This window comes from Streptomyces sp. NPDC047085 (assembly GCF_040643735.1).
In the GTDB taxonomy this organism is placed as follows: Bacteria; Actinomycetota; Actinomycetes; order Streptomycetales; family Streptomycetaceae; genus Streptomyces.
This window is the reverse complement of the sequence record NZ_JBEYUW010000008.1, coordinates 55,443-80,684: the sequence shown is the minus strand read 5'-3', so window position 1 is coordinate 80,684 and position 25,242 is coordinate 55,443. Positions and strand designations below refer to the sequence as shown.

The following is a 25,242-nucleotide window of genomic DNA, read 5'->3' as shown; positions in this document are numbered from 1 at the left end:
GGGCTCATCCTAGGCCGAGAGGTCGGGGCGGAGCGGGGGCGGGCATGAGGGGGGAGAGCGCCTGCGGGGCCGCCGACGCGAGGCTCTACGATGACCTGACGATCGACCGAGGGGGAATGGGCACGTGACGGACGGGACGCAGCCGGGAGCGGGCGAGGGAGCGGGCTTCAACCCGTGGGCGCCGCCGGAGAGCAAGCCCTCGCTGGAGAAGAACACGCCTCCTCAGGCGCCCGGACAGCAGCCGCCGGTGCAGGACCAGGTGCCCCCGCCGGGGCCGGCGTCCGTGCACGACCAGGCCACCATGATCTCCATGCCGGGCGCCGGCTTCGGCGGCCCTGGTGCCCCGGGCACTCCCGGCACTCCCGGTTTCGGCGCCCCCGGCGCTCCGGGCACCCCTGGCTTCGGTCAGCCCGGCACGCCCCCGCCCCCCGGGCAGGGCTGGGCCGGATCCGCCGTGCCGCCCCCGCCGGTCGCCCCCTCGGGCCCCGGCGCCCCCGGCCCGGGAGCACCCGGCGGCTACGGCTACCCCGCCTACCCCCAGGGCTACGGCTGGGGCGGTATGCCGATGGCCCCGCAGAACGGCATGGGCACCGCGGCGATGGTGCTGGGCATCCTGTCCATCTGCCTGTTCTGCCTCTACGGCGTGGTCTCCCTGGTGCTCGGCGTCATCGCCGTGATCCTCGGAGTCAAGGGGAAGAAGCGCGCCGAGCGCGGCGAGGCCACGAATCACGGCCAGGCCCAGGCGGGCTTCGTCACGGGCATCATCGGGATCGTCGTGGGCATCGCCATGATCGCCTTCTATGTCGTCATCATCGTGGCCGCGATCAACAGCGACAAGGACACGGACACGGACTCCGACCCCTACTACAACTCCGCCCCCAGCGTGTCGGCACCGGTCCTGCCCCAGTGACCCCGAGCTGAGCAGCTGATCCCGGCCCGCCGCCTGTCCCCTCGAGGCGAGCGGGCCTCGCCCTTACGCCCCCTGTATCCGCGCCCGCGCCTCCATCAGCGCGAAGCCCAGCAGGTTCGGCCCCTTCCACCGCTCCGGATCCGACGCCGCCTCGTCGTCCGCCGCGAGGCCGATACCCCACACGCGGTCCACCGGGCTCGCCTCCACCAGCACCCGGTCCCCGGTGCCCAGCAGGAACGCCCGCAGGCCGTCGTCCGACGAGAACTTGTGCACACTGCCCTCGACGACGATGCCGAAGCGCTCCCGCTCCCATATCGCCTCGTCGAAGCCCCGGACCAGCCGCCCCGCCTTCTTGGCCTCGGCGGGATGCCCGGCGTCCAGCACCCGGCGCTCCGCCTCCGCGTCCTCGAACAGCCGCGCCTTGCCGGCCATCATCCAGTGCTCGGCCGTCGCGTATTCCACACCGTCCACCACGAAGGGTGACGGCCACCACTGGCTCAGACAGCTCGCGCCGATCCGGCCGTCCGGCCGCGGCCGGTGCCCCCAGAAGTGGAGGTACTTGATCCGGGTCCCCGCCCGAACCTCCCTGATCAGGGACTCCACACCGTCGATCTTTCCCATGCACGCGAGTGTGGCACGCACCACTGACACTCCGTCCGCCCTTTTCCGCTCCGACTCGACACCTCGGCCGACAGATTCCGTCGCGTAACCAAAATTCAACAACGGAATCACTTGTTGGTGCCTCATTGCTCTGTCAGGATCGGCACTCAAATCGAGCTGGAGCTACGCCACCCACTCCCCGGGACGGGGCGAACGGCGGAGGAGAGCGACATGCACAACCCGGGCACCGCCACCCCGGAACGATTCCCCGCACAGGACCGCTTCGCGGACGGCGCGCAGTTCATCGCGGGCCGGCTGACGAAGGGCACCTCGGGCCGTACCCACGCCGTGGTCGACCCCGCGACCGGCGAGGAGGTGTACACCTACGAACTGGCCGGCGCGGACGACGTCGACGCGGCCGTCGCCGCCGCGCGCGAGGCCTTCCCGGGCTGGTCCTCCACCACGCCGGGCGAGCGCTCCGACGCCCTGCACCGGTTCGCGGCCGTGCTCGCGGAGCGCGCGGAGGACTTCGCCCGCGCCGAGTCCCTGCAGTGCGGCAAGCCGCTGAAGCTCACCCGCGAGTTCGACGTGCCGGGCACCATCGACAACACCGCCTTCTTCGCGGGCGCCGCCCGGCATCTGCAGGGGCAGTCCGCCGGCGAGTACTCGGGCGACCACACGTCGTACGTCCGCCGCGAGCCCATCGGTGTCGTCGGGTCGATCGCGCCCTGGAACTACCCCCTCCAGATGGCCGCCTGGAAGATCCTCCCGGCGATCGCGGCGGGCAACACCATCGTGCTGAAGCCGGCCGAGCTGACCCCGCTGACCTCCCTGCTCTTCGCCCAGGCCGCCACCGACGCGGGCATCCCGGACGGTGTCGTCAACATCGTCACCGGGACCGGCAAGGAGGCCGGTGAGCACCTGGTCGGGCACCCCGACGTGGCGATGACCTCCTTCACCGGATCCACCGCCGTCGGCAAGCGGGTCGCCGAGGTCGCCACCTCCACCGTCAAGCGCCTCCACCTGGAGTTGGGCGGCAAGGCCCCGTTCGTCGTCTTCGACGACGCCGACCTGGAGGCCGCGGTCAACGGCGCCGTCGCGGGCGCGCTCATCAACACCGGGCAGGACTGCACGGCCGCCACGCGCGCGTACGTGCAGCGTCCGCTGTACGAGGCCTTCGTCGAGCGGACGGCCGCCCTGATGGAGACGGTACGGCTGGGTGACCCGTTCGCCCCCGGCACCGACCTCGGACCGCTCATCTCGCACGTCCAGCGCGACCGCGTCGCCGGCTTCGTGGACCGGGCCCGCGCCTACGCGCGCGTGGTGACCGGCGGCGAGGCACCCCAGGGCGATCTCAAGGACGGCGCCTACTACCGGCCCACGCTGATCGCGGACGCCGCGCAGGACAGCGAGATCGTCCAGTCCGAGATCTTCGGTCCCGTACTGGTCGTACTGCCGTTCGACAGTGATGATGAGGGCATCCGGCTGGCCAACGACACCCCGTACGGCCTCGCCGCCTCCGCCTGGAGCAGCAACGTCTACCGGGCGGGCCGCGCCACCCGGGAGATCAAGGCGGGCTGTGTGTGGATCAACGACCACATCCCGATCATCAGCGAGATGCCGCACGGCGGTTACAAGGCGTCCGGCTTCGGCAAGGACATGTCTGCGTACTCGTTCGAGGAGTACACGCAGGTCAAGCACGTAATGTTCGACAACACCGCGGTGGCCAGGAAGGACTGGCACCGCACCGTCTTCGGGGACCGCTAGAGACCGACCAGGCCCAGGACCAGGCCGACCCACCCGAAAGGGCACCACGCGCATGGAGCAGTACGAGCCCGAACGCCTGACCCCGGCCCAAGTGGCCGCCATGCGGCGCAGCTTCCGCAACGGCAGGGCGGCGATGACCCGCCGGTCGCTGTTGCGAGCCTCCGCCGGCGGCGCGCTCACGGTCGGCGGACTCGGGGCGCTGAGCGCCTGCGGCATCCCCGCGGCCGGCAAGACACAGGGCGGCACCTCCGCCCAGGACCACTCGGCCGCGGAGAAGGTCGTCAACTTCTCCAACTGGACCGAATACATCGACGTCGACGACAAGGGCAAGAACCACCCGACCCTCGACACCTTCCACCGGCGGACCGGCATCACGGTCAAGTACACCGAGGACATCAACGACAACAACGAGTTCTTCGGCAAGATCAAGCCGCAGCTCGCCGCGGGCCAGGACACCGGCCGCGACATCATCGTCCTCACCGACTGGCTCGCCGCCCGGCTGATCCGCCTCGGGTGGGTCCAGAAACTGGACCCGTCCAACCTGCCGCACGCCTACACCAACCTGTCGTCCCAGTTCCGCAACCCCGACTGGGACCCGGGACGGGCGTACTCGTACCCCTGGCAGGGCATCTCGACGGTCATCGCCTACAACAAGAAGGCGCTGGACGGCATCGAGGTGAAGTCGATATCCGACCTGCTCGACAACCCGAAGCTCAAGGGCCGCGTCGGCTTCCTGTCGGAGATGCGCGACAGCATCGGCATGACCCTGCTCGACATGGGCAAGGACCCGGCGAACTTCACCGACGACGACTTCGACGCGGTGATCGCCCGCCTCCAGAAGGCCGTCGACAAGGGCCAGATCCGCCGCTTCACCGGCAACGACTACACGTCCGACCTCACCAAGGGCGACTTCGCGGCCTGTGTCGCGTGGGCCGGTGACGTCGTCCAGCTCAAGGCGGACAGCCCCGACGTGGACTTCATCATCCCCGACAGCGGCTACATGACGTCGACCGACAACATGTGCGTTCCCAACAGGGCACGGCACAAGACGAACGCCGAGCGGCTGATCGACTTCTACTACGAGCCCGAGCAGGCCGCAGCGCTCGCCGCCTACATCAACTACGTGACTCCGGTCGACGGCGTGAAGCCCTACCTTGCGAAGATCGACAAGGACGCGGCGAACAACCCGCTGATCGTTCCCGACAAGGCCATGCAGGCGAAGTCCCATGCCTTCCGCTCCCTGAGCCAGAAGGAAGAGACGGCCTACGAAACGAAGTTCGCGAAGCTCACAGGGGCGTGACGATGATGACGACGACAGACAGCAGCGGCGACGTCCGCCTCACCGGTATCGGCAAGACCTACGGCTCCTTCACCGCCGTACACCCGCTGGACCTGACCGTGCCCCAGGGCTCCTTCTTCGCCCTGCTCGGCGCCTCGGGCTGCGGCAAGACGACCACCCTGCGCATGATCGCGGGGCTGGAGGAGCCGACCAGCGGCACCGTCTTCCTCGGTGACCAGGACGTCACGCACCTGCCGCCGTACAAACGGCCGGTCAACACGGTCTTCCAGTCCTACGCCCTCTTCCCGCACCTCGACATCTTCGAGAACGTCGCCTTCGGCCTGCGCCGGCGCGGCATCAAGAGCGTGAAGAAGCAGGTCGAGGAGATGCTGGAGCTGGTCCAGCTCGGCGAGCAGGCACGCAAGAAGCCGCACCAGCTCTCCGGCGGCCAGCAGCAGCGCGTCGCCGTGGCCCGCGCGCTGATCAACCACCCCAAGGTGCTCCTCCTCGACGAGCCCCTCGGCGCCCTCGACCTCAAGCTGCGCCGCCAGATGCAGCTGGAGCTCAAGCGCATCCAGACCGAGGTCGGCATCACCTTCATCCACGTCACGCACGACCAGGAGGAGGCCATGACCATGGCCGACACGGTCGCCGTGATGAACGCCGGCCGTGTCGAGCAGCTCGGCGCGCCCACCGACCTGTACGAGAACCCGCGGACCACCTTCGTCGCGAACTTCCTCGGCACCTCCAACCTGATCGAGGCCGAGGTCGACACCAAGAACGGCGACGACATCGTCCTCAAGGCGGGCGGCGGCAAGCTGGTGCTGCCCGAGGCGCGCTGTTCCGCCCCGGCCACGACCGGCGGCAAGGTGCTGGTCGGCATCCGCCCGGAGAAGATCTCCCTCACCCACGCCGACGACGCCGGCTCCATCCCCGAGGGCCGCAACCGCCTCACCGGGAAGATCGCCGACGCCAGCTTCATCGGCGTCTCCACGCAGTACGTGATCGACACCCCGGTCTGCGACGAGTTCGCGGTCTACGTCCAGAACGTCGAGCGCGACGGCCGGCTCGTCCCCGGTGCCGACGTCGTCCTGCACTGGAGCCCGGCCCACACCTTCGGCCTGGACGCGGCCCAGGACATCGACGCCGGCGTGGAGACCGTCGAGGAAGAGGCCGCCTGACCATGTCGACGCTCACCGAGGCGCCACCGCCTCTCGCCCCCACCGCGCCGGAGAAGAAGCCACCGCGCAAGCGCGGCCGGTTCACGCCGTACTGGCTGCTGCTGCCCGGCATCCTGTGGCTGATCGTCTTCTTCGCGCTGCCGATGATCTACCAGGCCTCCACGTCCGTGCAGACGGGCTCCCTGGAGGAGGGATACAAGGTCACCTGGCACTTCGCGACCTACTGGGACGCGCTCCAGGAGTACTGGCCGCAGTTCCTGCGCTCCGTGTTCTACGCCGCCGCCGCGACCCTGTTGTGCCTGCTGCTCGGCTACCCGCTGGCCTACCTCATCGCCTTCCGCGCGGGCCGCTGGCGGAACCTGATCATGATCCTGGTGATCGCGCCGTTCTTCACCAGCTTCCTGATCCGCACGCTCGCCTGGAAGACGATCCTCGCGGACAACGGCCCGGTCGTGCACACCCTCAACTCGCTGCACATCCTGGACCTCACCAACTTCCTCGGCTGGACGGCCGGCGACCGCGTCCTGGCCACGCCACTCGCCGTGGTCTGCGGTCTGACGTACAACTTCCTGCCGTTCATGATCCTGCCGCTCTACACCTCGCTGGAGCGGATCGACGGACGGCTGCACGAGGCGGCCGGCGACCTGTACGCCAAGCCGTGGACCACCTTCCGCAAGGTGACCTTCCCGCTGTCGATGCCGGGCGTGGTCTCCGGCACGCTGCTGACCTTCATCCCCGCGGCCGGTGACTACGTCAACGCCGAACTCCTCGGCTCGACCGACACCCGCATGATCGGAAACGTGATCCAGACACAGTTCCTGAGAATTCTGGACTACCCGACGGCCGCGGCCCTCTCCTTCATCCTCATGGCCGCCATCCTGGCCATGGTCACGATCTACATCCGCCGGTCCGGGACGGAGGATCTGGTCTAAATGCCCTTCGTCACCTGGCTCAAGCGCCATCTCGTCGTCATCGCGGGACTGCTGACCCTCGGCTATCTCCTGCTGCCGAACGTCGTCGTCACGGTGTTCTCCTTCAACAAACCGAAGGGACGCTTCAACTACGAGTGGCAGCAGTTCTCGACGGACGCCTGGAAGGACCCGTGCGGCGTCGCCGACATGTGCGGCTCGCTGTCCATCAGCCTCCAGATCGCCGTCTGGGCGACCGTCGGCGCCACCGTCCTCGGCACGATGATCTCCTTCGCGCTGGTCCGCTACCGCTTCCGCGCGCGGGGCGCCGTCAACTCGCTGATCTTCCTGCCGATGGCGATGCCCGAGGTCGTCATGGCGGCCTCGCTGCTCACCCTGTTCCTCAACATGGGTGCTCAGTTGGGATTCTGGACGATCCTGATCGCGCACATCATGTTCTGCCTCAGCTTCGTCGTCACCGCGGTCAAGGCGCGTGTGATGTCGATGGACCCGCGTCTGGAGGAGGCCGCCCGGGACCTCTACGCCGGCCCGGTGCAGACCTTCCTGCGGGTCACCCTGCCGATCGCGGCACCCGGAATCGCCGCGGGCGCGCTGCTGTCCTTCGCGCTCTCCTTCGACGATTTCATCATCACCAATTTCAACGCGGGCTCGACCGTCACCTTCCCCATGTTCGTGTGGGGTTCGGCGCAGCGCGGCACGCCCGTCCAGATCAACGTCATCGGTACGGCCATGTTCCTCGTCGCCGTGCTGTTCGTCCTGACCTCCATGGTCATCACCAATCGCCGTAACAAGCAAAAGGCATAAGCCCTTTTCAGCAGTCTTCCGTAGGGAGTTGAAATCATGGCCCCAAGCGCCATGAGTCGTGGCAGAGACAACAACTGGATCGCCTCTCTTTCCGACGCCCGGCCGGTCGCGTACTGGCTGGAAGACCCCGGCAAGCCCCACCCCGAACCCGCCCTCACCCGCACCGAGACCTGCGACCTGCTGGTCGTCGGCGGCGGCTACAGCGGACTGTGGACCGCGCTCAACGCGAAAGAGCGCGACCCACAGCGGGACGTGGTTCTGCTGGAAGGCCGCGAGGTGGGCTGGGCCGCCTCGGGCCGCAACGGCGGCTTCTGCGCCGCCTCCCTCACCCATGGTCTGCCCAACGGCCTCGCCCGCTGGCCGAACGAGATCGGCAGGCTGGAGGAGCTGGGCCGGCGCAACCTCGACGAGATCGAGGCCGCGATCGCCCGGCACGGCATCGACTGCGACTTCGAGCGCAGCGGCGAGATCGACGTCGCCACCGAGACCTACCAGGCCTGGGAACTGCGCGACTGGCACCGGGAACTGGAGGAGAAGGGCCTCGCCGACGGCATCGAGTTCCTCGACGCCGACGCCGTGCGCGAACAGGTGAACTCGCCCACCTTCGAGGCGGGTCTGTGGGACCGCCGGGGCGTGGCCATGCTGCACCCCGCGAAGCTGGCCTGGGGCCTGAAGCAGGCCTGCGTCGCGCTCGGCGTGCGGGTGTACGAGCACACGCCCGCCCTGAGCCTGACGCGGTACGGGGGCGGCATGGCCGTCCGCACGCCGTACGGCTCCGTCCGCGCCCGCCGGGTCGCGCTCGGCACGAACATCTTCCCGAGCCTGCTGCGGCGCGTGCGCTCGTACACCGTCCCGGTCTACGACTACGCGCTGATGACCGAGCCGCTGAGCACCGATCAGCTGGCGTCGATCGGCTGGAAGAACCGCCAGGGGCTCGGGGACTCGGCGAACCAGTTCCACTACTTCCGGCTGTCCGCCGACAACCGGATCCTGTGGGGCGGCTACGACGCGATCCACCACTACGGCGGCCGGGTACGGGCGGAGTACGACAACCGGCCGGAGACGTACGCCAAGCTCGCCGGGCACTTCTTCCGGTGCTTCCCGCAGTTGGAGGGCGTCCGCTTCAGCCACGCCTGGGGCGGCGCGATCGACACCTGCTCCCGCTTCTCGGCGTTCTTCGGCACCGGCCACCAGGGCAGGGTCGCGTACGCGGCGGGCTACACGGGCCTCGGCGTGGGCGCCACGCGCTTCGGGGCCGACGTGATGCTGGACCTGCTGGACGGCGCGGACACCGAGCGGACGCGGCTGGAGATGGTCCGCAAGAAGCCGCTGCCGTTCCCGCCGGAACCGTTCGCCTGGACCGGCATCGCGCTCACCAAGTGGTCGCTGGCCCGCGCGGACGCGCACGGCGGGCGCCGCAATCTGTGGCTGCGGGCCATGGACCGGCTGGGGCTGGGCTTCGACAGCTGAGCCGGGCCGAGCCCGGCCGATCCGGCTTTTACGCGTGGTTCTCTCCTGCGTCAAGTCCCGAATTCACGGAGCATGACCCGGCCGGTTGTTTCCGGTCTTCTTGAAGTCCGGGCGGCACCGGAAATTCCGGAAAAAAGCGCCCTTGCTTCGAGCAGGAGAGAATCATGATGCCGAGCATTCGCAAGCCCGAGGATGTCCGAACCAGGCGCAAGCTGGGTCTCGCGACGGCGATCGCCTCGGCCGCGGCCGTCGCGGGGGGCGTGATCCTCCCGGCCGCGACCGCCACGGCGGCGCCGATGCCGCAGGCCCCGACGGTGAGCACGGCCGTCCAGCACCATGGGAAGCATCACGGCAAGCACCACAAGTTCTACTGCTGGGACAAGCACCACAAGTCCCACTGGAAGAAGCACCACAAGTTCTCGTGCTGGGTCGAAAAGCGCAAGTTCTACTGGGACGACCATCACCATTGTTTCTACGTGGTGGTCGAGCATCACCGGTATTACTTCTGGGACTCCCACCGCGACTTCCACTACTTCTGGCACCACAAGCACGACCACCACTGGGACGTCCACGACAAGGACCACTGGAAGGACAAGCCGGGCAAGCAGGACCCCGGGAAGGATCCCGGCAAGGATCCGGGGAAGGATCCCGGCAAGGATCCGGGGAAGGATCCGGGCAAGGACCCGGGCAAGGACCCGGGCAAGGACCCGGGCAAGGACCCCGGTAAGGACCCGGCTCCGAAGGAGAACGTGGCCCCTGAGGATCCGGTCCAGCAGTCGGACGCCCAGCAGCCCGAGGCCCAGCAGCCTGAGGCCCAGCAGCCGGACGCCCCGCAGCCTGAGGCTCCGCAGGGTGAGCAGTCGGCGCAGTCAGGGGGTGACCTGGTGCCGGCCGGGGATGGTGTCGGCGCCGCTCCGGCTGGTGAGTGAGCGGTCCTGGATCGGCGGGGTGAGGGTCGTCATGGCGGCTCTCACCCCGCCGACGTGCCGCGTGCCCTCTGCCCACCCCCTGGCGGTTTGAGCCAGGTCACTCCAAAGAAGACCGCCGACCCGCGTAATGCCCACCCCTCGGCCTCCCTCTCTCCCGCAGACGCGACCGCGTCCACGCGAGCAAGGGAGGTCTTCTGATGACTGGGGCGAAGACGGCGCTCGAATGGCTGGCATCCGTCGCACCGGACCCCGAGGCGTGCCGCCGGGAGTGGGAGCGCAACCCCCTCGGGGTCGCCCTGCTGCCCGCCGGCAAAGCCTGGGACGTGCTCGTTCTCCCGGGTGACCTCGGCCATCCCACCCTGGACGTGCTCACCCGCGTGCTCAACCAACCCGGCCCGGTGCTGGTCGACTTCGGCGACAACAGGGTGGGCTTCTTCGTGCCGCCCGGCACCGCGGCCCGCTGGCTCGGCACCGGCGTCCGGGCGGCGGGACCCGGCACCTGGATCGTCGTGCCGTATCCCGGCCGGGCGACGCGGGGCGTGCGCTGGATGGTGGCGCCGGACGGCTCCGGCACGCTGACCGACCTGGCGCTGCTGGAGTTGGCGATGCACGAGGCGGCGGCGGGACTGGTCAGGGGAGAGGGCCGCGGCGACCGGACACCTTGACAAGAAGATTGGTCTGGACCAAGTTGAGTGCGCTTCACGCTTCCCCTCCAACTCCCCTGCCTGGAGGCACTTGTGGAACGCTCCAGACCCCTGGTCGCACTCCTCACGGTCATGGCCCTGGCCGTACCCGGCATCACCGCGCTCTCGTCGGCCGCCCGTGCGGCCGACGCGGACATCGCGACGAACGGCGGCTTCGAGTCCGGCCTGTCCGGCTGGACCTGCACCGCCGGCACGACGGTCAACTCACCTGTGCACGGCGGCAGTTCCGCGCTGCAGGCGACCCCGGTCGGCAACGACAACGCCCAGTGCGCGCAGACGGTGACCGTCCAGCCGAACTCCCAGTACACGCTGTCCGGTTACGTCCGCGGCTCCTACGTCTACCTCGGCGCTTCCGGCACCGGCACCACCGACGTCTCCACCTGGACCCAGTCCGCCCCCGACTGGCAGAAGCTCACCACCACCTTCACTACCGGCGCCGCCACCACCAAGGTCACCATCTACACCCACGGCTGGTACGGCACCGGCGCCTACTACGCCGACGACATCTCCCTCATCGGCCCGGGCGGCACCAGTACCGGCCAGCCGCCCGCCGCGCCCACCGGCCTCAGAACCGGTACCGTCACCTCCTCCTCCGTCGCCCTGTCCTGGTCTGCGGTGACCGGCGCGACGAGCTACTCCGTCTACCGCGACGGGACCAAGTTCCAGACGGTGACCGGCACTTCGGCCACCGTCACCGGCCTCACGCCCTCGACGGCGTACGGCTTCCAGGTCACCGCGAGCAACGACGCGGGCGAGTCCGCCAAGTCGGCCACGGTGACCGCCACGACCACCGCCGGCACCGGCGGCGGCACGCCCGGACTGCCCGCCCACGCCCTGGTCGGCTACCTCCACGCCACCTTCGCCAACGGCTCCGGCTACACGCGCATGGCCGACGTACCCGACAGCTGGGACGTCATCGACCTCGCCTTCGGCGAGCCCACCTCGGTCACCTCCGGTGACATCCGCTTCAACCGCTGCCCGGTCACCGAGTGTCCGAACGTCGAGAGCGACGCCGACTTCAAGGCGGCGATCAAGGCCAAGCAGGCGGCCGGCAAGAAGGTGCTGATCTCGATCGGCGGCCAGAACGGCCAGGTGCAACTGACCACGACCGCGGCCCGCGACACCTTCGTCTCGTCGGTCTCGAACATCATCGACACCTACGGCCTGGACGGCCTCGACATCGACTTCGAGGGCCATTCCCTGTCCCTGAACGCGAACGACACCGACTTCAAGAACCCCACCACCCCGGTGATCGTCAACCTGATCTCGGCGCTGAAGACCCTGAAGGCCAAGTACGGCTCGAAGTTCGTGCTGAGCACGGCGCCGGAGACGTTCTTCGTGCAGATGGGCTACCAGTTCTACGGCACCGGCAAGTGGGGCGGCCAGGACCCGCGCTGCGGGGCCTACCTCCCGGTCATCTACGCCCTCCGGGACGACCTCACGCTCCTGCACGTCCAGGACTACAACTCCGGCCCGATCATGGGCCTGGACAACCAGTACCACTCCATGGGCGGCGCCGACTTCCACATCGCCATGACCGACATGCTGCTCACCGGCTTCCCGGTCGCGGGTGACCCGAACAACGTCTTCCCGCCGCTGCGCCCGGACCAGGTGGCGATCGGCATGCCGGCGTCGACCAACGCGGGCAACGGCTATGTGGCGCCGTCCGAGGTCACCAAGACCCTGGACTGCCTCACGAAGAGGACGAACTGCGGCTCGTACGCGACCCACGGGACCTGGCCCGCGCTGCGGGGTCTGATGACGTGGTCGGTGAACTGGGACCGCTTCGCGAACTGGGAGTTCCAGAAGAACTTCGACGCGTACTTCGGCTGAGCACGCCGCTTCGGCCGGTCACGAGGGACAGGGTGGTCAGCAGCACCGCGCACAGACACCAGCTGGCCACCACGTCCAGCGGCCAGTGATAGCCGCGGCGGACCAGGCCGTACGACACCCCGAGGACCAGCAGAGCGCAGCCCGCCACCAGCCGGCGGCGGGCTGCGGCCGAGCGGAGCCAGGGCAGCAGCACCAGGGTCGCGGAGCCGTACGCGATCGCCGCCGTGGCCGTATGACCGGACGGGAAGTAGCCGGTGCCCGGAGGCACCACGGGGGTCCCCGGCCGCGCGGTCCACTCCTTGAGCGGTACGACCACCGCCGGGACCAGCGCCATGAGCAGGGCCCCGGCGAGCGGCGGCAGCCACCAGCGCCGCGCACCGGCGGCACGGCCACGCCACAGGGCGAGGCCGAGGGCGACCGCGAGCACCGGGACGGCGACCTGGATGTCGCCGAGGTCGGAGAGCAGTTCGGAGAACCGGTCCGGATGCACGAGCGCCCGGCTCGCGCGGGCGTCCAGACGCAGCAGCGGGCCGTACGCCACGACCTGCCAGGTGAACAGGGCGAGGAGCACGGCCGGGACACCCAGGAGCAGGGCGCGGCGGACGAGGGTCGACACGACGCCCAGCTTCGCAGGTCGCGTGGTGCGGGGAAGGAAGGAGGTCGGCCGCCCCGGAACAGGGGGGGATGGTTCCGAGGCGGCCGTCCGGATCGGAACGTCGCTCGCCCCGGGGGGTTTGGGGCGGCGACCGTCCGATCGGTGAGGAGATCCCGGAGCCGTCAGGCGCCGGTTGTGTGCGCGAGGGCACGACCAGGTCGAAGCTGGGGAGGCCCCGGCCTGAAATCGCCCACAGTCCCCTGTGGGCGGGGTGTATCTCTCATCTGGGTAGAACCTACGGCAGGCCGAGGCGCTTGGGCAGTCGGAACGGCGTCCCGCCATCCACCTCGCACACCTTCTTCACACGGCCTGCCGCAGTCACCCGTCAGAGGTGCCGGCCACTCGCTCAGATGCGCGAGAAAGCCTGCTCGATGATGTCCAGACCCTCGTTGAGAAGGTCGTCGCCGATGACCAGCGGGGGCAGGAAACGGAGCACGTTGCCGTAGGTGCCACAGGTCAGGACCAGCAGGCCCTCCTGGTGGCAGGCCTTGGCGAGCGCGCCGGCCGCCTCCGGGTTCGGCTCCTTGGTGGCGCGGTCCTTCACCAGCTCGATGGCGATCATGGCGCCGCGGCCGCGGACGTCACCGATGATGTCGAACTTCTCGGCCATGGCGGCGAGGCGGGCCTTCATGACCGCCTCGATGTTCTTCGCCTTGGCGTTGAGGTCCTGCTCCTTCATGGTCTCGATGGCGCCGAGCGCACCGGCGCAGGCCACCGGGTTGCCGCCGTAGGTGCCGCCCAGGCCGCCCGCGTGCGCGGCGTCCATGATCTCGGCGCGGCCGGTGACGGCGGCGAGCGGCAGACCGCCCGCGATGCCCTTGGCGGTGGTGATCAGGTCCGGGACGATGCCCTCGTCCTCGCACGCGAACCACTGGCCGGTGCGGCAGAAGCCGGACTGGATCTCGTCGGCGACGAAGACGATGCCGTTCTCGTTGGCGAACTTCACGATCTCCGGCAGGAAGCCCTTGGCCGGCTCGATGAAGCCGCCCTCACCGAGCACCGGCTCGATGATGATCGCGGCGATGTTCTCCGCGCCGACCTGCTTGGACATCTGGTCGATGGCCATCTTCGCGGCCTCGGGGCCCGCGTTCTCCGGGCCGGTGGGCCAGCGGTAGCCGTAGGCGACCGGCACGCGGTACACCTCGGGCGCGAACGGACCGAAGCCGTGCTTGTACGGCATGTTCTTCGCGGTCAGCGCCATCGTCAGGTTCGTACGGCCGTGGTAGCCGTGGTCGAACACGACGACCGCCTGGCGCTTGGTGTACGCGCGGGCGATCTTGACCGCGTTCTCGACGGCCTCGGCGCCGGAGTTGAACAGCGCGGACTTCTTGGCGTGGTCACCCGGCGTCAGCTCGGCCAGCGCCTCGGCGACGGCCACGTAGCCCTCGTACGGGGTGACCATGAAACACGTGTGGGTGAAGTCGGCGAGCTGGGCGCTCGCGCGGCGTACGACGGCCTCGGCGGAGGCGCCGACGGAGGTCACGGCGATGCCGGAACCGAAGTCGATGAGGCGGTTGCCGTCGACGTCCTCGATGATGCCGCCGCCCGCGCGCGTGGTGAAGACGGGCAGCACGGAGCCCACGCCCTGCGCGACCGCGGCGGTGCGGCGGGCCTGCAGCTCCTGCGACTTCGGGCCGGGAATGGCGGTGACGACGCGGCGCTCCTGCGGAAGTGCGGTCATGCGGGGCTCCTGGGGGTATTACGGACGTCTTAGGGACGCTTTCCTTCTTTTCTCGCAGGCTAAGGCGGGGTGCGGGGGGTGGGCATGCTCCATGTGGGCGTTGTCGGGGAGGCCGGTTGTCCTTGGTGGACATAGAAGGGCGGCGCACCTGTCCACATCCGTGAAAGACGACCGTCCACAGCTGCGAAAGAGGACTGTCCGGAGGCGCGAACGGCCCCACGGCCGCGTAAACGGTGAACTCCCCTTTCCGGGGCGTTAGATTGGCTCGCTGACGGTGGACGGAACGGCTGGTCAGGGGGCAAGGGCGATGGACAGCGACGGGACGCGGGACGCGCGCGGTACGCATGCGAATCCTGTGCCGCGCCCGGCGGCGCCGGTGGAGGGCTCCGCCGTGCCGCCGATGCCTTCGACGCCGCCCGGCGCGCCGCCCCGGCCGGACGGCTCGGCCTTCCTGACCTGGCTGCGCGCGCCCCGCCCCAAGGCCGCGCCCGGCGTGTGGCGCCTCGGCCACCGGCCCCGGCCCGAGCAGGAGCCCGAGCTGATCCCGGCCCGGCAGCTGCTCAGCGGCGCGCTGATCGCGTTCCTCGTCGGCTGGCTGGTGTGGTCGCTGCTCTGGAACGGCTACCTCGGCGGTTGGTGGGTGCTGCCCCTGGAGCTGTTCACCCCCGACTCCTGGCGCACGGGCAACGGCCGCCTCGGCAACGCCGTCCTCTGGTACTCGTACTACACGCTGATCGCCCTGGTCATCCTGCTCGTCGTCGGCCGCCTCGGCCGCTGGGGCGAGGTCTGGCGGCGCTTCGGTCCGCCCGCCTGGCGGCCCGCCGGTGCGGCGGCCGAACCGGCGCCCGCGCCCGAGCAGGACCCCGCCGAATGGCCCCAGCTGCGGGCCGCCGGCGCGCACGAGGCCGCCGACCGGCTGGCGGCCGAGGCGAAGGCCGGGCTCATGCGGGACGTCGACCACGCGCGGATCAGCCGAGCCTGGCAGGGCGTGCGCTCCGGCACCCACCCCCTCGCGAGCTTCACCGGCGCCGTTCTCAAGGACGGCTCCGCCGCCTGCCTGCACCCCTCCGGCGACCGCGACCTGCCCGCCCGGCACGCCCGCCACGACCTGCTCACCGGGCAGGTGCGGCTCGGCACCACCGCCGACGACCCGCGCAACCCCTACCACTACCGCGGCGCCGGACTCGCCCTCGGCCCCGACCTGCTCGGCACCTCGCTGCTCGCCGTCGGCCCGACCGGCTCCGGCAAGACCGGCACCCTGGTCCGGCCGCTCGCCGAGTCGCTGTGCCTGCACGCCCTCGCCGGACGCGCCGCCGTCGTCGTCGTCGGCGCGGCGGGCGCGGGACTCGGCCCGACCGAGTCGTACGACGTCGTCGTCCGCATCGGACACCCCGACTCCGTCTACGACCTCGACCTCTACGGCGGCACCACCGACCCCGACGAGGCCGCCGCCATACTCGCCGAGGCCCTCGTCGGCGACCTCGCCGACCCGCACCCCGGCGGCGACAGCCGACGCTCCACCACCGTCCTCGCCCAGCTGCTCGGCCCCTTCCGCGCGGTCCACGGCCGCTTCCCGTCCGTGCCCGAACTGCGCCGGCTCCTCGATGGCGTCCCGGGCCCGCTGGCCGCGCTGCGCAAGGCGCTGACCGACACCCGGCAGGAGTCGCTGCTGCGCGAACTCGACGCACGGGAACGGCAGATGGCCCACCCGGGCGATGTCGGCACCGTGCTTGCCGACCGGATCGCGCTGCTCGACCGGCCCGCCTTCGCCGCCTTCTTCGACACCTCCGGCCGGTCCCGGCCGTTCTCCCTCAAGGCCCTCGACCACCCGGTCCGCGTCCGCATCGACCTGCCCGAGCGCGGGCACGCCGACGCCTCCCGGATCCTGGCCCGGCTGGTGCTGGCCCAGTTCACGGCGAGCGTGACGGTGCGGGAGGACCGGTCGCTCTTCGCCTGCCTGCTGCTGGACGACGCGAGCGGGGTCGTCACGCCGGAGGCCGTGCGCGGCATCCAGCGGCTGCGGTCCGCGAACGCGGGCGCCGTCCTGACCCTGCGCACCCTGGACGACGCACCCCGGCCGCTGCGCGGCCCGCTGCTCGGCGCCACGGGCTGCAGGATGGCGCTGTCCGGGCTCACCCCCTGGGACGGGCAGGACTTCGCCGAGGTGTGGGGCAAGGAGTGGACCGAGACCCGGGACGTCACCGACCGGCAGATCATCGCCGAGACCCCGGCCGGCAAGGCCCTGCACATGGTCCGCCGTGTCATCACCGGCCAGGCGCCCACGGCTCGGGCGGTCACCGTCCGGCAGGTGGAACGCGAACGCTGGTCGGCCTCCGAACTTGCGCACGGGGTGCCGCCGGGGCACGCGGTGCTCTCCCTGACGACGGTACGGGGCGAGCACGCGCCGCCGCTGCTGGTGGATCTGCGGGGCTGAGGTCCGCCGAGCGGGGTCGGAGCGGGGTCGGCTTGGGACCTTACGGTGCGGCAGAATCGGCATAGGCTGTTCGTACGAAGCGGCCAAAAGATCGCAATGAACGATCACCGAATCTCCTCCCGGTTCCTCTCCCGGTTCCTCTCACGTCTCTTCTCCCGCTCCCGACTGAAGGCCTCATGCCCCTCACCCTCGCCTCGCTCGTCCACCACTCCGCGCTCAAGCTGACCGTGCGCGCGGGCGAGGACCGCCTGGACGTGCCGGTCCGCTGGGCGCACGTGAGCGAGCTGGCCGACCCCGTCCCCTACATGGAGGGCGGCGAGCTGCTGCTGATCACCGCGCTCAAGCTGGACGCGGGCGATCCCGAGGCGATGCGCCGGTACGTGAAACGGCTGGCCGGCGCGGGAGTCGTCGGGCTCGGCTTCGCGGTCGGCGTCAACTACGAGGAGATCCCCAAGGCCCTCGTCGACGCCGCCGAGCAGGAGGGGCTGCCGCTGCTGGAGGTGCCCCGCCGCACCCCCTTCCTCGCCATCAGCAAGGCCGTGTCCGCGGCCATCGCCGCCGACCAGTACCGGGCGGTGACGGCAGGCTTCGCCGCCCAGCGCGAGCTGACCAAGCAGGCCCTGAACGCCGGCCCCGAGGGGCTGCTCGGCGCGCTCGCCGCCCAGGTCGACGGCTGGGCCGCGCTGTACGACGCCGCGGGTGCCGTCGTCGCCACCGCGCCGGAGTGGGCCGGCCGCCGGGCCGCCCGCCTCACCGCGGACGTCGAACGGCTGCGGGAGCGGCCCGCGCCCGCCTCCTCGGTGGTCGGCGGACCGGAGCACGAGGACCGGGTCGAACTGCACACCCTCGGCACGGGCCGGCGCCCGCGCGCCGCGCTCGCCGTCGGCACGGCCGCCGCCCTCGGCACTGCCGAGCGGTACGCCGTCCACTCCGCGATCGCCCTGCTCACCCTCACCACCGAACGCTCCCGCTCCCTGCACGAGGCCGAGCAGCGGATCGGCGCGGCCGTGCTGCGCATGCTGCTCGCCGGCGAACCGGACCACGCCCGGGCCGTCGCCGGGGACCTGTACGGCGGGCTGCTGGACGCGCCGTTCCGGATGATCGTCGCCGAGTCGCCCGTGCGGTCGGACGGCGAGGGGCTCGGCGAGATCGCGGAGGCCGTGGAGTCGGCGGCCGCGCGGGCCGGCGAGGCCGTGCTGATCGTGCCCGAGGGGGAGCGGCTGGTGGTGCTGGCCGCGGACGGGGGCGCGGCGGTGGCCGCGTGCGCCGCCCACGCGGCAGCGCTGGAGGCGGCGCGGGCGCGGCCGGAACAGACGGCCGGGGACGAGACGGAACTCGTCGTGGGCCTGTCCGCCCCGGCCGGCCCCATCGCGGCTGCCGCGGCCTACAAGCAGGCGGAACAGGCGCTGTCGGTCGCGCGGCGCCGGGGGCGGGTGTTCGTGGAGCACGAGCAGATGGCGGCGGGTTCGGTGCTGCCGCTGCTCGCCGACGACGCGGTGAAGGCGTTCGCCGACGGTCTGCTCCGGGCCCTGCGCGAACACGACGCGACCGGCCGCGGCGACCTGGTCGCCTCCCTCCGCGCCTGGCTCTCCCGCCACGGCCAGTGGGACGCCGCGGCAGCCGACCTGGGCGTCCACCGCCACACGCTCCGCTACCGGATGCGCCGCGTGGAGGAGATCCTGGGCCGCTCCCTCGACGACCCCGACGTCCGCATGGAACTCTGGCTCGCCCTGAAGGCCACGTCCCCGGACTGACCGCACCAACTGACCCACCCGCCCACCCGACTCGGTGCGCTGAGAAGCGGGCCCAGGTGTCCCAGCCCGTCCGGCGTTCGAGGACGAGGCCGTTCAGGCCGACGGGGGTCCAGGGGGCGGAGCCCCCTGGCGGGGTCGAAGGGGCGGAGCCCCTGGGGATGGGACGGGTAGGGGCGGCGGGGGCGAGAAACGAGCGGCCTCAGCCCCCACCACGCCGAGCCCGCCCACCGGGCCAAGCCCCACCACGCCGACCCCTCCCGCCAGGCCGGCCCCCCACCACGCCAAACCGGCACATCACCCAGCCCTACCAGTACGACACGGACAAGCGACCTCGGCCCGCGCCCGCCCTACCGTGGAGCACGAACCGAACGAACACCCCCAACGCGGAAGGGCCGGGACTCGCACATGACTTCCACCCACGCCTTCTGGCTCGCCGGCCGCCAGGTCACCGGCGAGGACACCTTCGACGTCACCTCCCCGTGGGACGGCCGCCTCGTCGGCAAGGTCAGCGTGCCGACCGACGCCCAGGTCGAGGAGGCCGTGGCCGCCGCCCACGCCGTCCGCGAGGACTTCGCCGCCACCCCGGCCCACGTACGCGCCGCCGCCCTCGACCACGTCAGCAAGCGCCTGGTCGAGCGCACCGAGGAGATCGCCCAGCTGATCTCCGCCGAGAACGGCAAGCCGATCAAGTGGGCCCGCGGCGAGGTCGGCCGCGCCGTCTCCGTGTTCCGGTTCGCGGCCGAGGAAGCCCGCCGCTTCAACGGCGGCGAGGCCCAGCGCCTCGACACCGACGCCGGCGGCCAGGGCCGGCTCGCCCTGACCCGCCGCTTCCCGAAGGGCGTCGTCCTCGGCATCGCGCCGTTCAACTTCCCGCTGAACCTGTGCGCCCACAAGGTCGCCCCGGCCATCGCCGTCGGCGCGCCGATCATCCTGAAGCCCGCCCCGGCCACCCCGCTCTCCGGTCTCATCCTCGGTGAGCTGCTCGCCGAGACCGACCTGCCCGCCGGTTCCTGGAGCGTCCTCCCGGTCGCCAACGACCGCATGCCCGCCCTCGTCCAGGACGAGCGCCTGCCGGTCATCTCCTTCACCGGCTCCGACAAGGTCGGCTACGCGATCATGGACTCGGTGCCGCGCAAGCACCTCACCCTGGAGCTGGGCGGCAACGGCGCGGCCGTCGTCCTCGGCGACTTCTCCAGCGACGCCGACCTGGACTGGGCCGCGACCCGCATCGCGACCTTCTCCAACTACCAGGGCGGCCAGTCCTGCATCTCCGTGCAGCGCGTGATCGTGGACGCCTCCATCCACGACCGTCTGCTGCCGCGCATCGTCGCCGCCGTCGAGGCCCAGGTCACCGGCGACCCGAGCGACGACAAGACGGACGTCGGCCCGCTGGTCAGCGAGGACGCCGCCAAGCGCGTCGAGTCCTGGGTGAAGGAGGCCGTCGAGGCCGGCGCCACCCTGCTCACCGGCGGTGACCGCGACGGCGCCTCCTACGCGCCGACCGTCCTCACCGACGTACCGGCCGGCACCACCCTCGCCTGCGAGGAGGTCTTCGGACCCGTCCTCACCGTGCAGAAGGTGGACGGCGAGGCCGAGGCCTTCGCCGCCGTCAACGACTCGAAGTACGGCCTCCAGGCGGGCGTGTTCACCCACGACCTCCAGGTCGCCTTCCGCGCCCACCGCGCCCTCGAGGTCGGCGGTGTCGTCATCGGTGACGTTCCGTCCTACCGCGCCGACCAGATGCCGTACGGCGGCGCCAAGCAGTCCGGTGTGGGCCGCGAGGGCGTCAAGTTCGCGATGGACGACTACACATACGAGCGCGTGCTGGTCCTGACCGGCCTCGCGCTCTGACCTGCCACGGACAGGTCAGACCGAACGGCCGGAGCCTACTGTGCGGGGGCTCCGGCCGTTCGCGTTGCCAAGGCGCTGATCAGCAGAGAAAGCCTCATCGTGGCCTACGACGTGCGCGTGCGAGCCGCGGCCCGTGCGCATTACCTCTGACGTAATCGACCGTCCAGAGCCCGCCGGGCAGAGTGGTCCTTGCCAGAGCCTCGGGCGGGCGCACTCCGGCCCGAGGCTCTGGCAGACCATCCCACGGGACCCCGACGCCCACGGAGGCCGATCCGTCATGACCGCTCCTCAGCTCGCCGCCCTGACCCGCACCTCCGAGCCGCAGACCATGCTGCGTCGCTTCCTCGCCCTCGACGCGGTCACCACCACCGGGAACGGACTGGCCTATCTCGCCGCCTCCGGGCCACTCGGCCGATTCCTCGGCATGGGCCAAGGGCTGCTGCTGGGACTCGGCGTCTTCCTGACGCTCTATGGCGCGGGCGTCGGAATCCTCGCCACGCGCAAGAGCCCGCCGGTACTGCCGGTCCGTGCCGTCATCGAGGCGAACGTGACATGGGCCGCGGTCAGCCTGATCGCACTCGCCGCCTGGCTGTCGCCGACGGTGGCGGGCGCGGTGTGGATCCCGCTGCAGGCCGTCACGGTCGGCGGTTTCGCGGCACTGCAGTACACGGCGCTGCGTGCCACGCGGTCCTGACTCGGAGTGGGTGCGGGGCTCCGGCCGTTCCTGTTCACGGCTGTGCCAGGGGCGATGAGGGACCGGGGTGAGGATCCCGGCCGGAGAAGCCGAGGTGCGCGAGGTGCAGGGGGCCGTGCAGGCTGAGGTGGAGGTCGTGGAGGGGCAGGCAGCGGTGTGCCCCGCAGGGACGAGGCAATCCCGCACGGTCGAGGCAAGGGGTACGTCAGGACGCGGCGGGCGCCGGTCCCGAACTCGCCCGCAACGTCAGCTCGGGCGCGATCAGCACGACCTCGTCGGGGCCCCGCCCGTCCAGCTTGGCCACCAGGTGCTCCACGGCGTGCCGGCCCATCTCCTGCGCGGGGATGGCGACCGAGGTCAGCCGCACCGAGGCCTGCACGGCGACCTGGTCCGGGCAGATCGCGACCACGGACACGTCCTCCGGCACCGCCCGGCCCTGCTGGCGCAGCAGCGCGAGCAGCGGCTCCACCGCCGACTCGTTCTGCACCACGAACCCGGTGGTGCCGGGGCGCTCGTCGAGGATCCGGGCCAGGGTCACGGCCATCGCGTCGTACCCGCCCTCGCACGGGCGGTGCAGCACCCTGACGCCCGTCGCGCGGGTACGGGAGCGGAGCCCGTCGAGGGTGCGCTCGGCGAAGCCGGTGTGCCGTTCGTAGACGGCCGGGGCCTCGCCGATGACGGCGATGTCACGGTGACCGAGCCCCGCGAGATGCTCCACGCACAGCGCGCCCGTCGCGGTCCAGTCCAGGTCGACGCAGGTCAGCCCGGTGGTATCCGAGGGCAGGCCGATCAGTACGGACGGCTGGTCGGTGCTGCGCAGCAGCGGCAGCCGCTCGTCCTCCAGCTCGACGTCCATCAGGATCATCGCGTCGGCAAGACCGCTTCCGGTGACCCGGCGCACCGCGTCGGGGCCCTCCTCGCCGGTGAGCAGCAGGACGTCGTACCCGTGCGTGCGCGCCGTGGTGGCCACCGCGATGGCGATCTCCATCATCACCGGCACGTACATGTCGGTGCGCAGCGGGATCATCAGCGCGATGATGTTCGACCGGCTGCTCGCCAGGGCGCGGGCGCCCGCGTTCGGGTGGTAGCCGAGCTCCCGGATGCTCTGCTCGACGCGCTGCCGGGTGGTGGCGGAGATGGACCGCTTGCCGCTGAGGACATAGCTCACCGTGCTCGCCGAGACTCCGGCGTGCTGGGCGACCTCGGCGAGGGTGACCATCCGGCTCTCCAAGCTATGTGAAGCGCTTCGACACTGGCGCATTGCCGACCAGGGGCGAGTGTGGGGTGCCTTGACAATACCTTCAGCGCGAGTGAGTGTCCATAGGTGTCGAAGCGCTTCGACACTTCCTGGCCGAGAGCGCCGAACCTGTCGGGGAGGCGGTGACCGCAGGGCGGCGGCGGACACGGCGTCACCCGAATGGACCCCCGCCGCGGCGTCGCGGACCGCGCCCGCCGGCGCCACGTCGCCACCATGTCGGCACCCCGTCGTGCTGGCCGGACATCGACGTCGTACCGGCCGGACATCGACCGATCGTGCGCTGAAGGGTCGCGCGAGGGGTGGTGGTGTCGGCCCGTTTCGGGTACCAACGATCCAGTAGCACTGGTCGGTAACGACAGTCCGCAATCATCCCTCTTCGCGGCGAGGTGAGCCTCATGTCCGCCCCCACCACCCAACGCACCACCGTCACCGAACGAGAGGCCCGCCAGGTGGCGGAGGCCGCCCGGGAACAGGACTGGCGCAAGCCCAGCTTCGCCAAGGAACTGTTCCTCGGACGCTTCCGGCTCGACCTCATCCATCCCCACCCGCTCCCGGACCCCGACAGCGTGCTCCGCGGCGAGGAGTTCCTCGCCAAGCTGCGCGCCTTCTGCGAGTCCACACTCGACTCCGCCCGCATCGAGCGCGAGGCCCGCATCCCCGACGAGGTCGTCGCCGGCCTCAAGGAACTCGGCGCCCTCGGCATGAAGATCGACCCCAAGTACGGCGGTCTCGGCCTCACCCAGCTCTACTACAACAAGGCCCTCGCCCTCGTCGGCTCGGTCAGCCCCGCGGTCGGCGCGCTCCTCTCCGCCCACCAGTCGATCGGCGTCCCGCAGCCGCTGAAGCTCTTCGGCACCCAGGAGCAGAAGGACGCCTTCCTGCCCCGCTGCGCCCGCACCGACATCTCGGCGTTCCTGCTCACCGAACCGGACGTCGGCTCCGACCCGGCCCGCCTCGCCACCACGGCCGTACCGGACGGCGACGACTACGTCCTCGACGGGGTGAAGCTGTGGACCACCAACGGGGTGGTCGCCGACCTGCTCGTCGTCATGGCGCGGGTGCCGAAGTCCGAGGGGCACAAGGGCGGCATCACCGCGTTCGTCGTGGAGGCCGCGTCCGAGGGCATCACCGTCGAGAACCGCAACGCCTTCATGGGCCTGCGCGGCATCGAGAACGGCGTCACCCGCTTCCACCAGGTGCGGGTCCCGGCCGGCAACCGCATCGGCCCCGAGGGCGCGGGCCTGAAGATCGCGCTCACCACCCTCAACACCGGACGGCTCTCGCTGCCCGCGATGTGCGCCGGTTCCGGCAAGTGGTGCCTGAAGATCGCCCGCGAGTGGGCGGCGGAGCGCGAGCAGTGGGGCAAGCCGGTCGCGCTGCACGAGGCCGTCGGCTCCAAGATCAGCTTCATCGCGGCCACCACTTTCGCCCTGGAGGCCGTCCTCGACCTGTCCTCCCAGATGGCCGACGAGGACCGCAACGACATCCGCATCGAGGCCGCCCTCGCCAAGCTCTACGGCTCCGAGATGGCCTGGCTGATGGCCGACGAACTGGTCCAGATCCGCGGCGGCCGCGGCTACGAGACCGCCGAGTCCCTCAAGGCCCGCGGCGAGCGCGCGGTGCCGGCCGAGCAGATGCTGCGCGACCTGCGCATCAACCGCATCTTCGAGGGCTCCACCGAGATCATGCGCCTGCTCATCGCGCGCGAGGCCGTCGACGCCCACCTCTCGGTCGCCGGCGACCTCATCGATCCCGACAAGACCCTCTCGGACAAGGCGAAGGCGGGCGCGAGCGCGGGCGTCTTCTACGCCAAGTGGCTGCCGAAGCTGGTCGCCGGTCCCGGGCAACTGCCGTCGGCCTACGGTGAGTTCAAGCACGGAGTCGACCTCTCCGGGCATCTGCGCTACGTCGAGCGGCACGCCCGCAAGCTGGCCCGCTCCACGTTCTACGCCATGTCCCGCTGGCAGGGCCGGATGGAGACCAAGCAGGGCTTCCTCGGCCGGATCGTGGACATCGGCGCGGAACTGTTCGCGATGAGCGCGGCCTGCGTACGGGCCGAGCGGCTGCGCGTCGAGGGCGAGCACGGCCGCGAGGCCTACCAGCTCGCCGACGCCTTCTGCCGCCAGGCCCGCATCCGGGTCGAGGAACTCTTCGGCCGTCTGTGGGCCAACACCGACGACCTGGACCGCAAGGTGGTCAAGGGCGTGCTCGGCGGGGCCTACACCTGGCTGGAGGAGGGCATCATCGACCCCTCCGAGGACGGCCCCTGGATCGCCGACGCGACCCCGGGCCCGGCCACACGGGAGAACCAACGGCGCCCCTACGACGCCTGACCGCCCCCGCGGACTCCCGCGGACCCCTGCGCGCACCTGGGGCTCAGCCGCCCCAGGTGCCCAGGTCCGGGGCTGGGTCCTGAAGGGCCCGCTGATCTTCACCGATACTTCACAAAGGGGCAACCGCTTCATCCGGCGTCATCCGGCGACGAATGCTGTTAACCCACTCGCCCGAG

18 protein-coding genes and 1 pseudogene are annotated in these 25,242 nt (G+C 70.9%); 15 read left to right on the top strand and 4 right to left on the bottom strand.

What is annotated here, in order from left to right; translation table 11 throughout:
* The first annotated feature begins 124 nt into the window (after positions 1 to 124).
* Positions 125 to 910: a DUF4190 domain-containing protein gene (locus ABZ865_RS25700; protein ID WP_361234775.1), complete on the top strand. Its 786-nt coding sequence runs from the start codon at positions 125 to 127 to the stop codon at positions 908 to 910.
* A gap of 63 nt (positions 911 to 973) precedes the next feature.
* On the opposite strand, the gene ABZ865_RS25695 is transcribed toward ABZ865_RS25700, so the two are convergent.
* Entirely contained in the window at positions 974 to 1,531 is a 558-nt protein-coding gene (locus ABZ865_RS25695; RefSeq protein ID WP_361234772.1) for an NADAR family protein, read from the bottom strand.
* Positions 1,532 to 1,741: 210 nt separating this feature from the next.
* Here ABZ865_RS25695 and ABZ865_RS25690 point away from each other — a divergent pair, with 210 nt between their 5' ends.
* The 9 genes from ABZ865_RS25690 to ABZ865_RS25650 all read left to right on the top strand — a co-directional run bounded on the left by ABZ865_RS25690 (position 1,742) and on the right by ABZ865_RS25650 (position 12,406).
* Complete coding sequence (locus tag ABZ865_RS25690) at positions 1,742 to 3,277, top strand: gamma-aminobutyraldehyde dehydrogenase (protein WP_361234769.1); 1,536 nt, start codon at positions 1,742 to 1,744, stop codon at positions 3,275 to 3,277.
* 52 nt (positions 3,278 to 3,329) lie between these two features.
* Positions 3,330 to 4,577, top strand: a complete 1,248-nt coding sequence (locus tag ABZ865_RS25685; RefSeq protein ID WP_361234766.1) for a spermidine/putrescine ABC transporter substrate-binding protein — start codon at positions 3,330 to 3,332, stop codon at positions 4,575 to 4,577.
* Positions 4,578 to 4,579: 2 nt separating this feature from the next.
* Entirely contained in the window at positions 4,580 to 5,737 is a 1,158-nt protein-coding gene (locus ABZ865_RS25680; RefSeq protein WP_361234763.1) for an ABC transporter ATP-binding protein, read from the top strand.
* 2 nt (positions 5,738 to 5,739) lie between these two features.
* Complete coding sequence (locus ABZ865_RS25675) at positions 5,740 to 6,669, top strand: ABC transporter permease (protein WP_361234760.1); 930 nt, start codon at positions 5,740 to 5,742, stop codon at positions 6,667 to 6,669.
* Positions 6,670 to 7,470, top strand: coding sequence for an ABC transporter permease (locus tag ABZ865_RS25670; RefSeq protein ID WP_361234757.1), 801 nt, complete (start codon positions 6,670 to 6,672; stop codon positions 7,468 to 7,470). It begins immediately after the preceding gene.
* A gap of 36 nt (positions 7,471 to 7,506) precedes the next feature.
* Positions 7,507 to 8,940 carry an FAD-dependent oxidoreductase gene (locus ABZ865_RS25665; RefSeq protein ID WP_361234754.1) on the top strand — a complete coding sequence of 478 codons (1,434 nt, stop codon included), beginning with the start codon at positions 7,507 to 7,509 and terminating at the stop codon, positions 8,938 to 8,940.
* 164 nt (positions 8,941 to 9,104) lie between these two features.
* Positions 9,105 to 9,869 carry a hypothetical protein gene (locus ABZ865_RS25660; RefSeq protein ID WP_361234752.1) on the top strand — a complete coding sequence of 255 codons (765 nt, stop codon included), beginning with the start codon at positions 9,105 to 9,107 and terminating at the stop codon, positions 9,867 to 9,869.
* A gap of 197 nt (positions 9,870 to 10,066) precedes the next feature.
* Complete coding sequence (locus ABZ865_RS25655) at positions 10,067 to 10,534, top strand: hypothetical protein (protein ID WP_361234749.1); 468 nt, start codon at positions 10,067 to 10,069, stop codon at positions 10,532 to 10,534.
* Positions 10,535 to 10,645: 111 nt separating this feature from the next.
* Positions 10,646 to 12,406, top strand: coding sequence for a glycoside hydrolase family 18 protein (locus tag ABZ865_RS25650; protein WP_361235436.1), 1,761 nt, complete (start codon positions 10,646 to 10,648; stop codon positions 12,404 to 12,406).
* Here the strand turns inward: ABZ865_RS25650 and ABZ865_RS25645 are convergent.
* Positions 12,348 to 13,022: pseudogene (locus tag ABZ865_RS25645) on the bottom strand (phosphatase PAP2 family protein); the annotation flags it as partial. The gene ABZ865_RS25650 and the pseudogene ABZ865_RS25645 overlap by 59 nt on opposite strands.
* A 385-nt stretch (positions 13,023 to 13,407) precedes the next feature.
* A complete protein-coding gene (gene gabT / locus ABZ865_RS25640; RefSeq protein ID WP_361234746.1) occupies positions 13,408 to 14,742 on the bottom strand; it encodes a 4-aminobutyrate--2-oxoglutarate transaminase in 1,335 nt (444 codons plus the stop codon).
* Between the two features lie 307 nt (positions 14,743 to 15,049).
* Here gabT and ABZ865_RS25635 point away from each other — a divergent pair, with 307 nt between their 5' ends.
* The 4 genes from ABZ865_RS25635 to ABZ865_RS25620 all read left to right on the top strand — a co-directional run bounded on the left by ABZ865_RS25635 (position 15,050) and on the right by ABZ865_RS25620 (position 21,475).
* Positions 15,050 to 17,176: an ATP-binding protein gene (locus ABZ865_RS25635; protein ID WP_361234743.1), complete on the top strand. Its 2,127-nt coding sequence runs from the start codon at positions 15,050 to 15,052 to the stop codon at positions 17,174 to 17,176.
* Positions 17,177 to 17,352: 176 nt separating this feature from the next.
* Positions 17,353 to 18,930: a PucR family transcriptional regulator gene (locus ABZ865_RS25630; RefSeq protein WP_361234740.1), complete on the top strand. Its 1,578-nt coding sequence runs from the start codon at positions 17,353 to 17,355 to the stop codon at positions 18,928 to 18,930.
* A gap of 405 nt (positions 18,931 to 19,335) precedes the next feature.
* Entirely contained in the window at positions 19,336 to 20,781 is a 1,446-nt protein-coding gene (locus tag ABZ865_RS25625) for an aldehyde dehydrogenase family protein (protein WP_361234737.1), read from the top strand.
* Between the two features lie 277 nt (positions 20,782 to 21,058).
* Complete coding sequence (locus tag ABZ865_RS25620) at positions 21,059 to 21,475, top strand: hypothetical protein (RefSeq protein WP_361234734.1); 417 nt, start codon at positions 21,059 to 21,061, stop codon at positions 21,473 to 21,475.
* Between the two features lie 205 nt (positions 21,476 to 21,680).
* On the opposite strand, the gene ABZ865_RS25615 is transcribed toward ABZ865_RS25620, so the two are convergent.
* The gene (locus ABZ865_RS25615; RefSeq protein WP_361234731.1) at positions 21,681 to 22,694 is read right to left on the bottom strand and encodes a LacI family DNA-binding transcriptional regulator; all 1,014 of its coding nucleotides are present in this window, start codon (positions 22,692 to 22,694) and stop codon (positions 21,681 to 21,683) included.
* A gap of 434 nt (positions 22,695 to 23,128) precedes the next feature.
* Here ABZ865_RS25615 and ABZ865_RS25610 point away from each other — a divergent pair, with 434 nt between their 5' ends.
* Entirely contained in the window at positions 23,129 to 25,066 is a 1,938-nt protein-coding gene (locus tag ABZ865_RS25610; RefSeq protein WP_361234728.1) for an acyl-CoA dehydrogenase family protein, read from the top strand.
* The last annotated feature ends 176 nt before the right edge of the window (positions 25,067 to 25,242 follow it).

Bases quoted from the DNA above. Each gene is read 5' to 3' on its own strand.
- ABZ865_RS25695 (WP_361234772.1), bottom strand. From the start codon at position 1,531: ATGGGAAAGATCGACGGTGTGGAGTCCCTGATCAGGGAGGTTCGGGCG.
- ABZ865_RS25690 (WP_361234769.1), top strand. From the start codon at position 1,742: ATGCACAACCCGGGCACCGCCACCCCGGAACGATTCCCCGCACAGGAC.
- ABZ865_RS25685 (WP_361234766.1), top strand. From the start codon at position 3,330: ATGGAGCAGTACGAGCCCGAACGCCTGACCCCGGCCCAAGTGGCCGCC.
- ABZ865_RS25680 (WP_361234763.1), top strand. From the start codon at position 4,580: ATGATGACGACGACAGACAGCAGCGGCGACGTCCGCCTCACCGGTATC.
- ABZ865_RS25675 (WP_361234760.1), top strand. From the start codon at position 5,740: ATGTCGACGCTCACCGAGGCGCCACCGCCTCTCGCCCCCACCGCGCCG.
- ABZ865_RS25670 (WP_361234757.1), top strand. From the start codon at position 6,670: ATGCCCTTCGTCACCTGGCTCAAGCGCCATCTCGTCGTCATCGCGGGA.
- ABZ865_RS25665 (WP_361234754.1), top strand. From the start codon at position 7,507: ATGGCCCCAAGCGCCATGAGTCGTGGCAGAGACAACAACTGGATCGCC.
- ABZ865_RS25660 (WP_361234752.1), top strand. From the start codon at position 9,105: ATGATGCCGAGCATTCGCAAGCCCGAGGATGTCCGAACCAGGCGCAAG.
- ABZ865_RS25655 (WP_361234749.1), top strand. From the start codon at position 10,067: ATGACTGGGGCGAAGACGGCGCTCGAATGGCTGGCATCCGTCGCACCG.
- ABZ865_RS25650 (WP_361235436.1), top strand. From the start codon at position 10,646: ATGGCCCTGGCCGTACCCGGCATCACCGCGCTCTCGTCGGCCGCCCGT.
- gabT (WP_361234746.1), bottom strand. From the start codon at position 14,742: ATGACCGCACTTCCGCAGGAGCGCCGCGTCGTCACCGCCATTCCCGGC.
- ABZ865_RS25635 (WP_361234743.1), top strand. From the start codon at position 15,050: ATGGACAGCGACGGGACGCGGGACGCGCGCGGTACGCATGCGAATCCT.
- ABZ865_RS25630 (WP_361234740.1), top strand. From the start codon at position 17,353: ATGCCCCTCACCCTCGCCTCGCTCGTCCACCACTCCGCGCTCAAGCTG.
- ABZ865_RS25625 (WP_361234737.1), top strand. From the start codon at position 19,336: ATGACTTCCACCCACGCCTTCTGGCTCGCCGGCCGCCAGGTCACCGGC.
- ABZ865_RS25620 (WP_361234734.1), top strand. From the start codon at position 21,059: ATGACCGCTCCTCAGCTCGCCGCCCTGACCCGCACCTCCGAGCCGCAG.
- ABZ865_RS25615 (WP_361234731.1), bottom strand. From the start codon at position 22,694: ATGGTCACCCTCGCCGAGGTCGCCCAGCACGCCGGAGTCTCGGCGAGC.
- ABZ865_RS25610 (WP_361234728.1), top strand. From the start codon at position 23,129: ATGTCCGCCCCCACCACCCAACGCACCACCGTCACCGAACGAGAGGCC.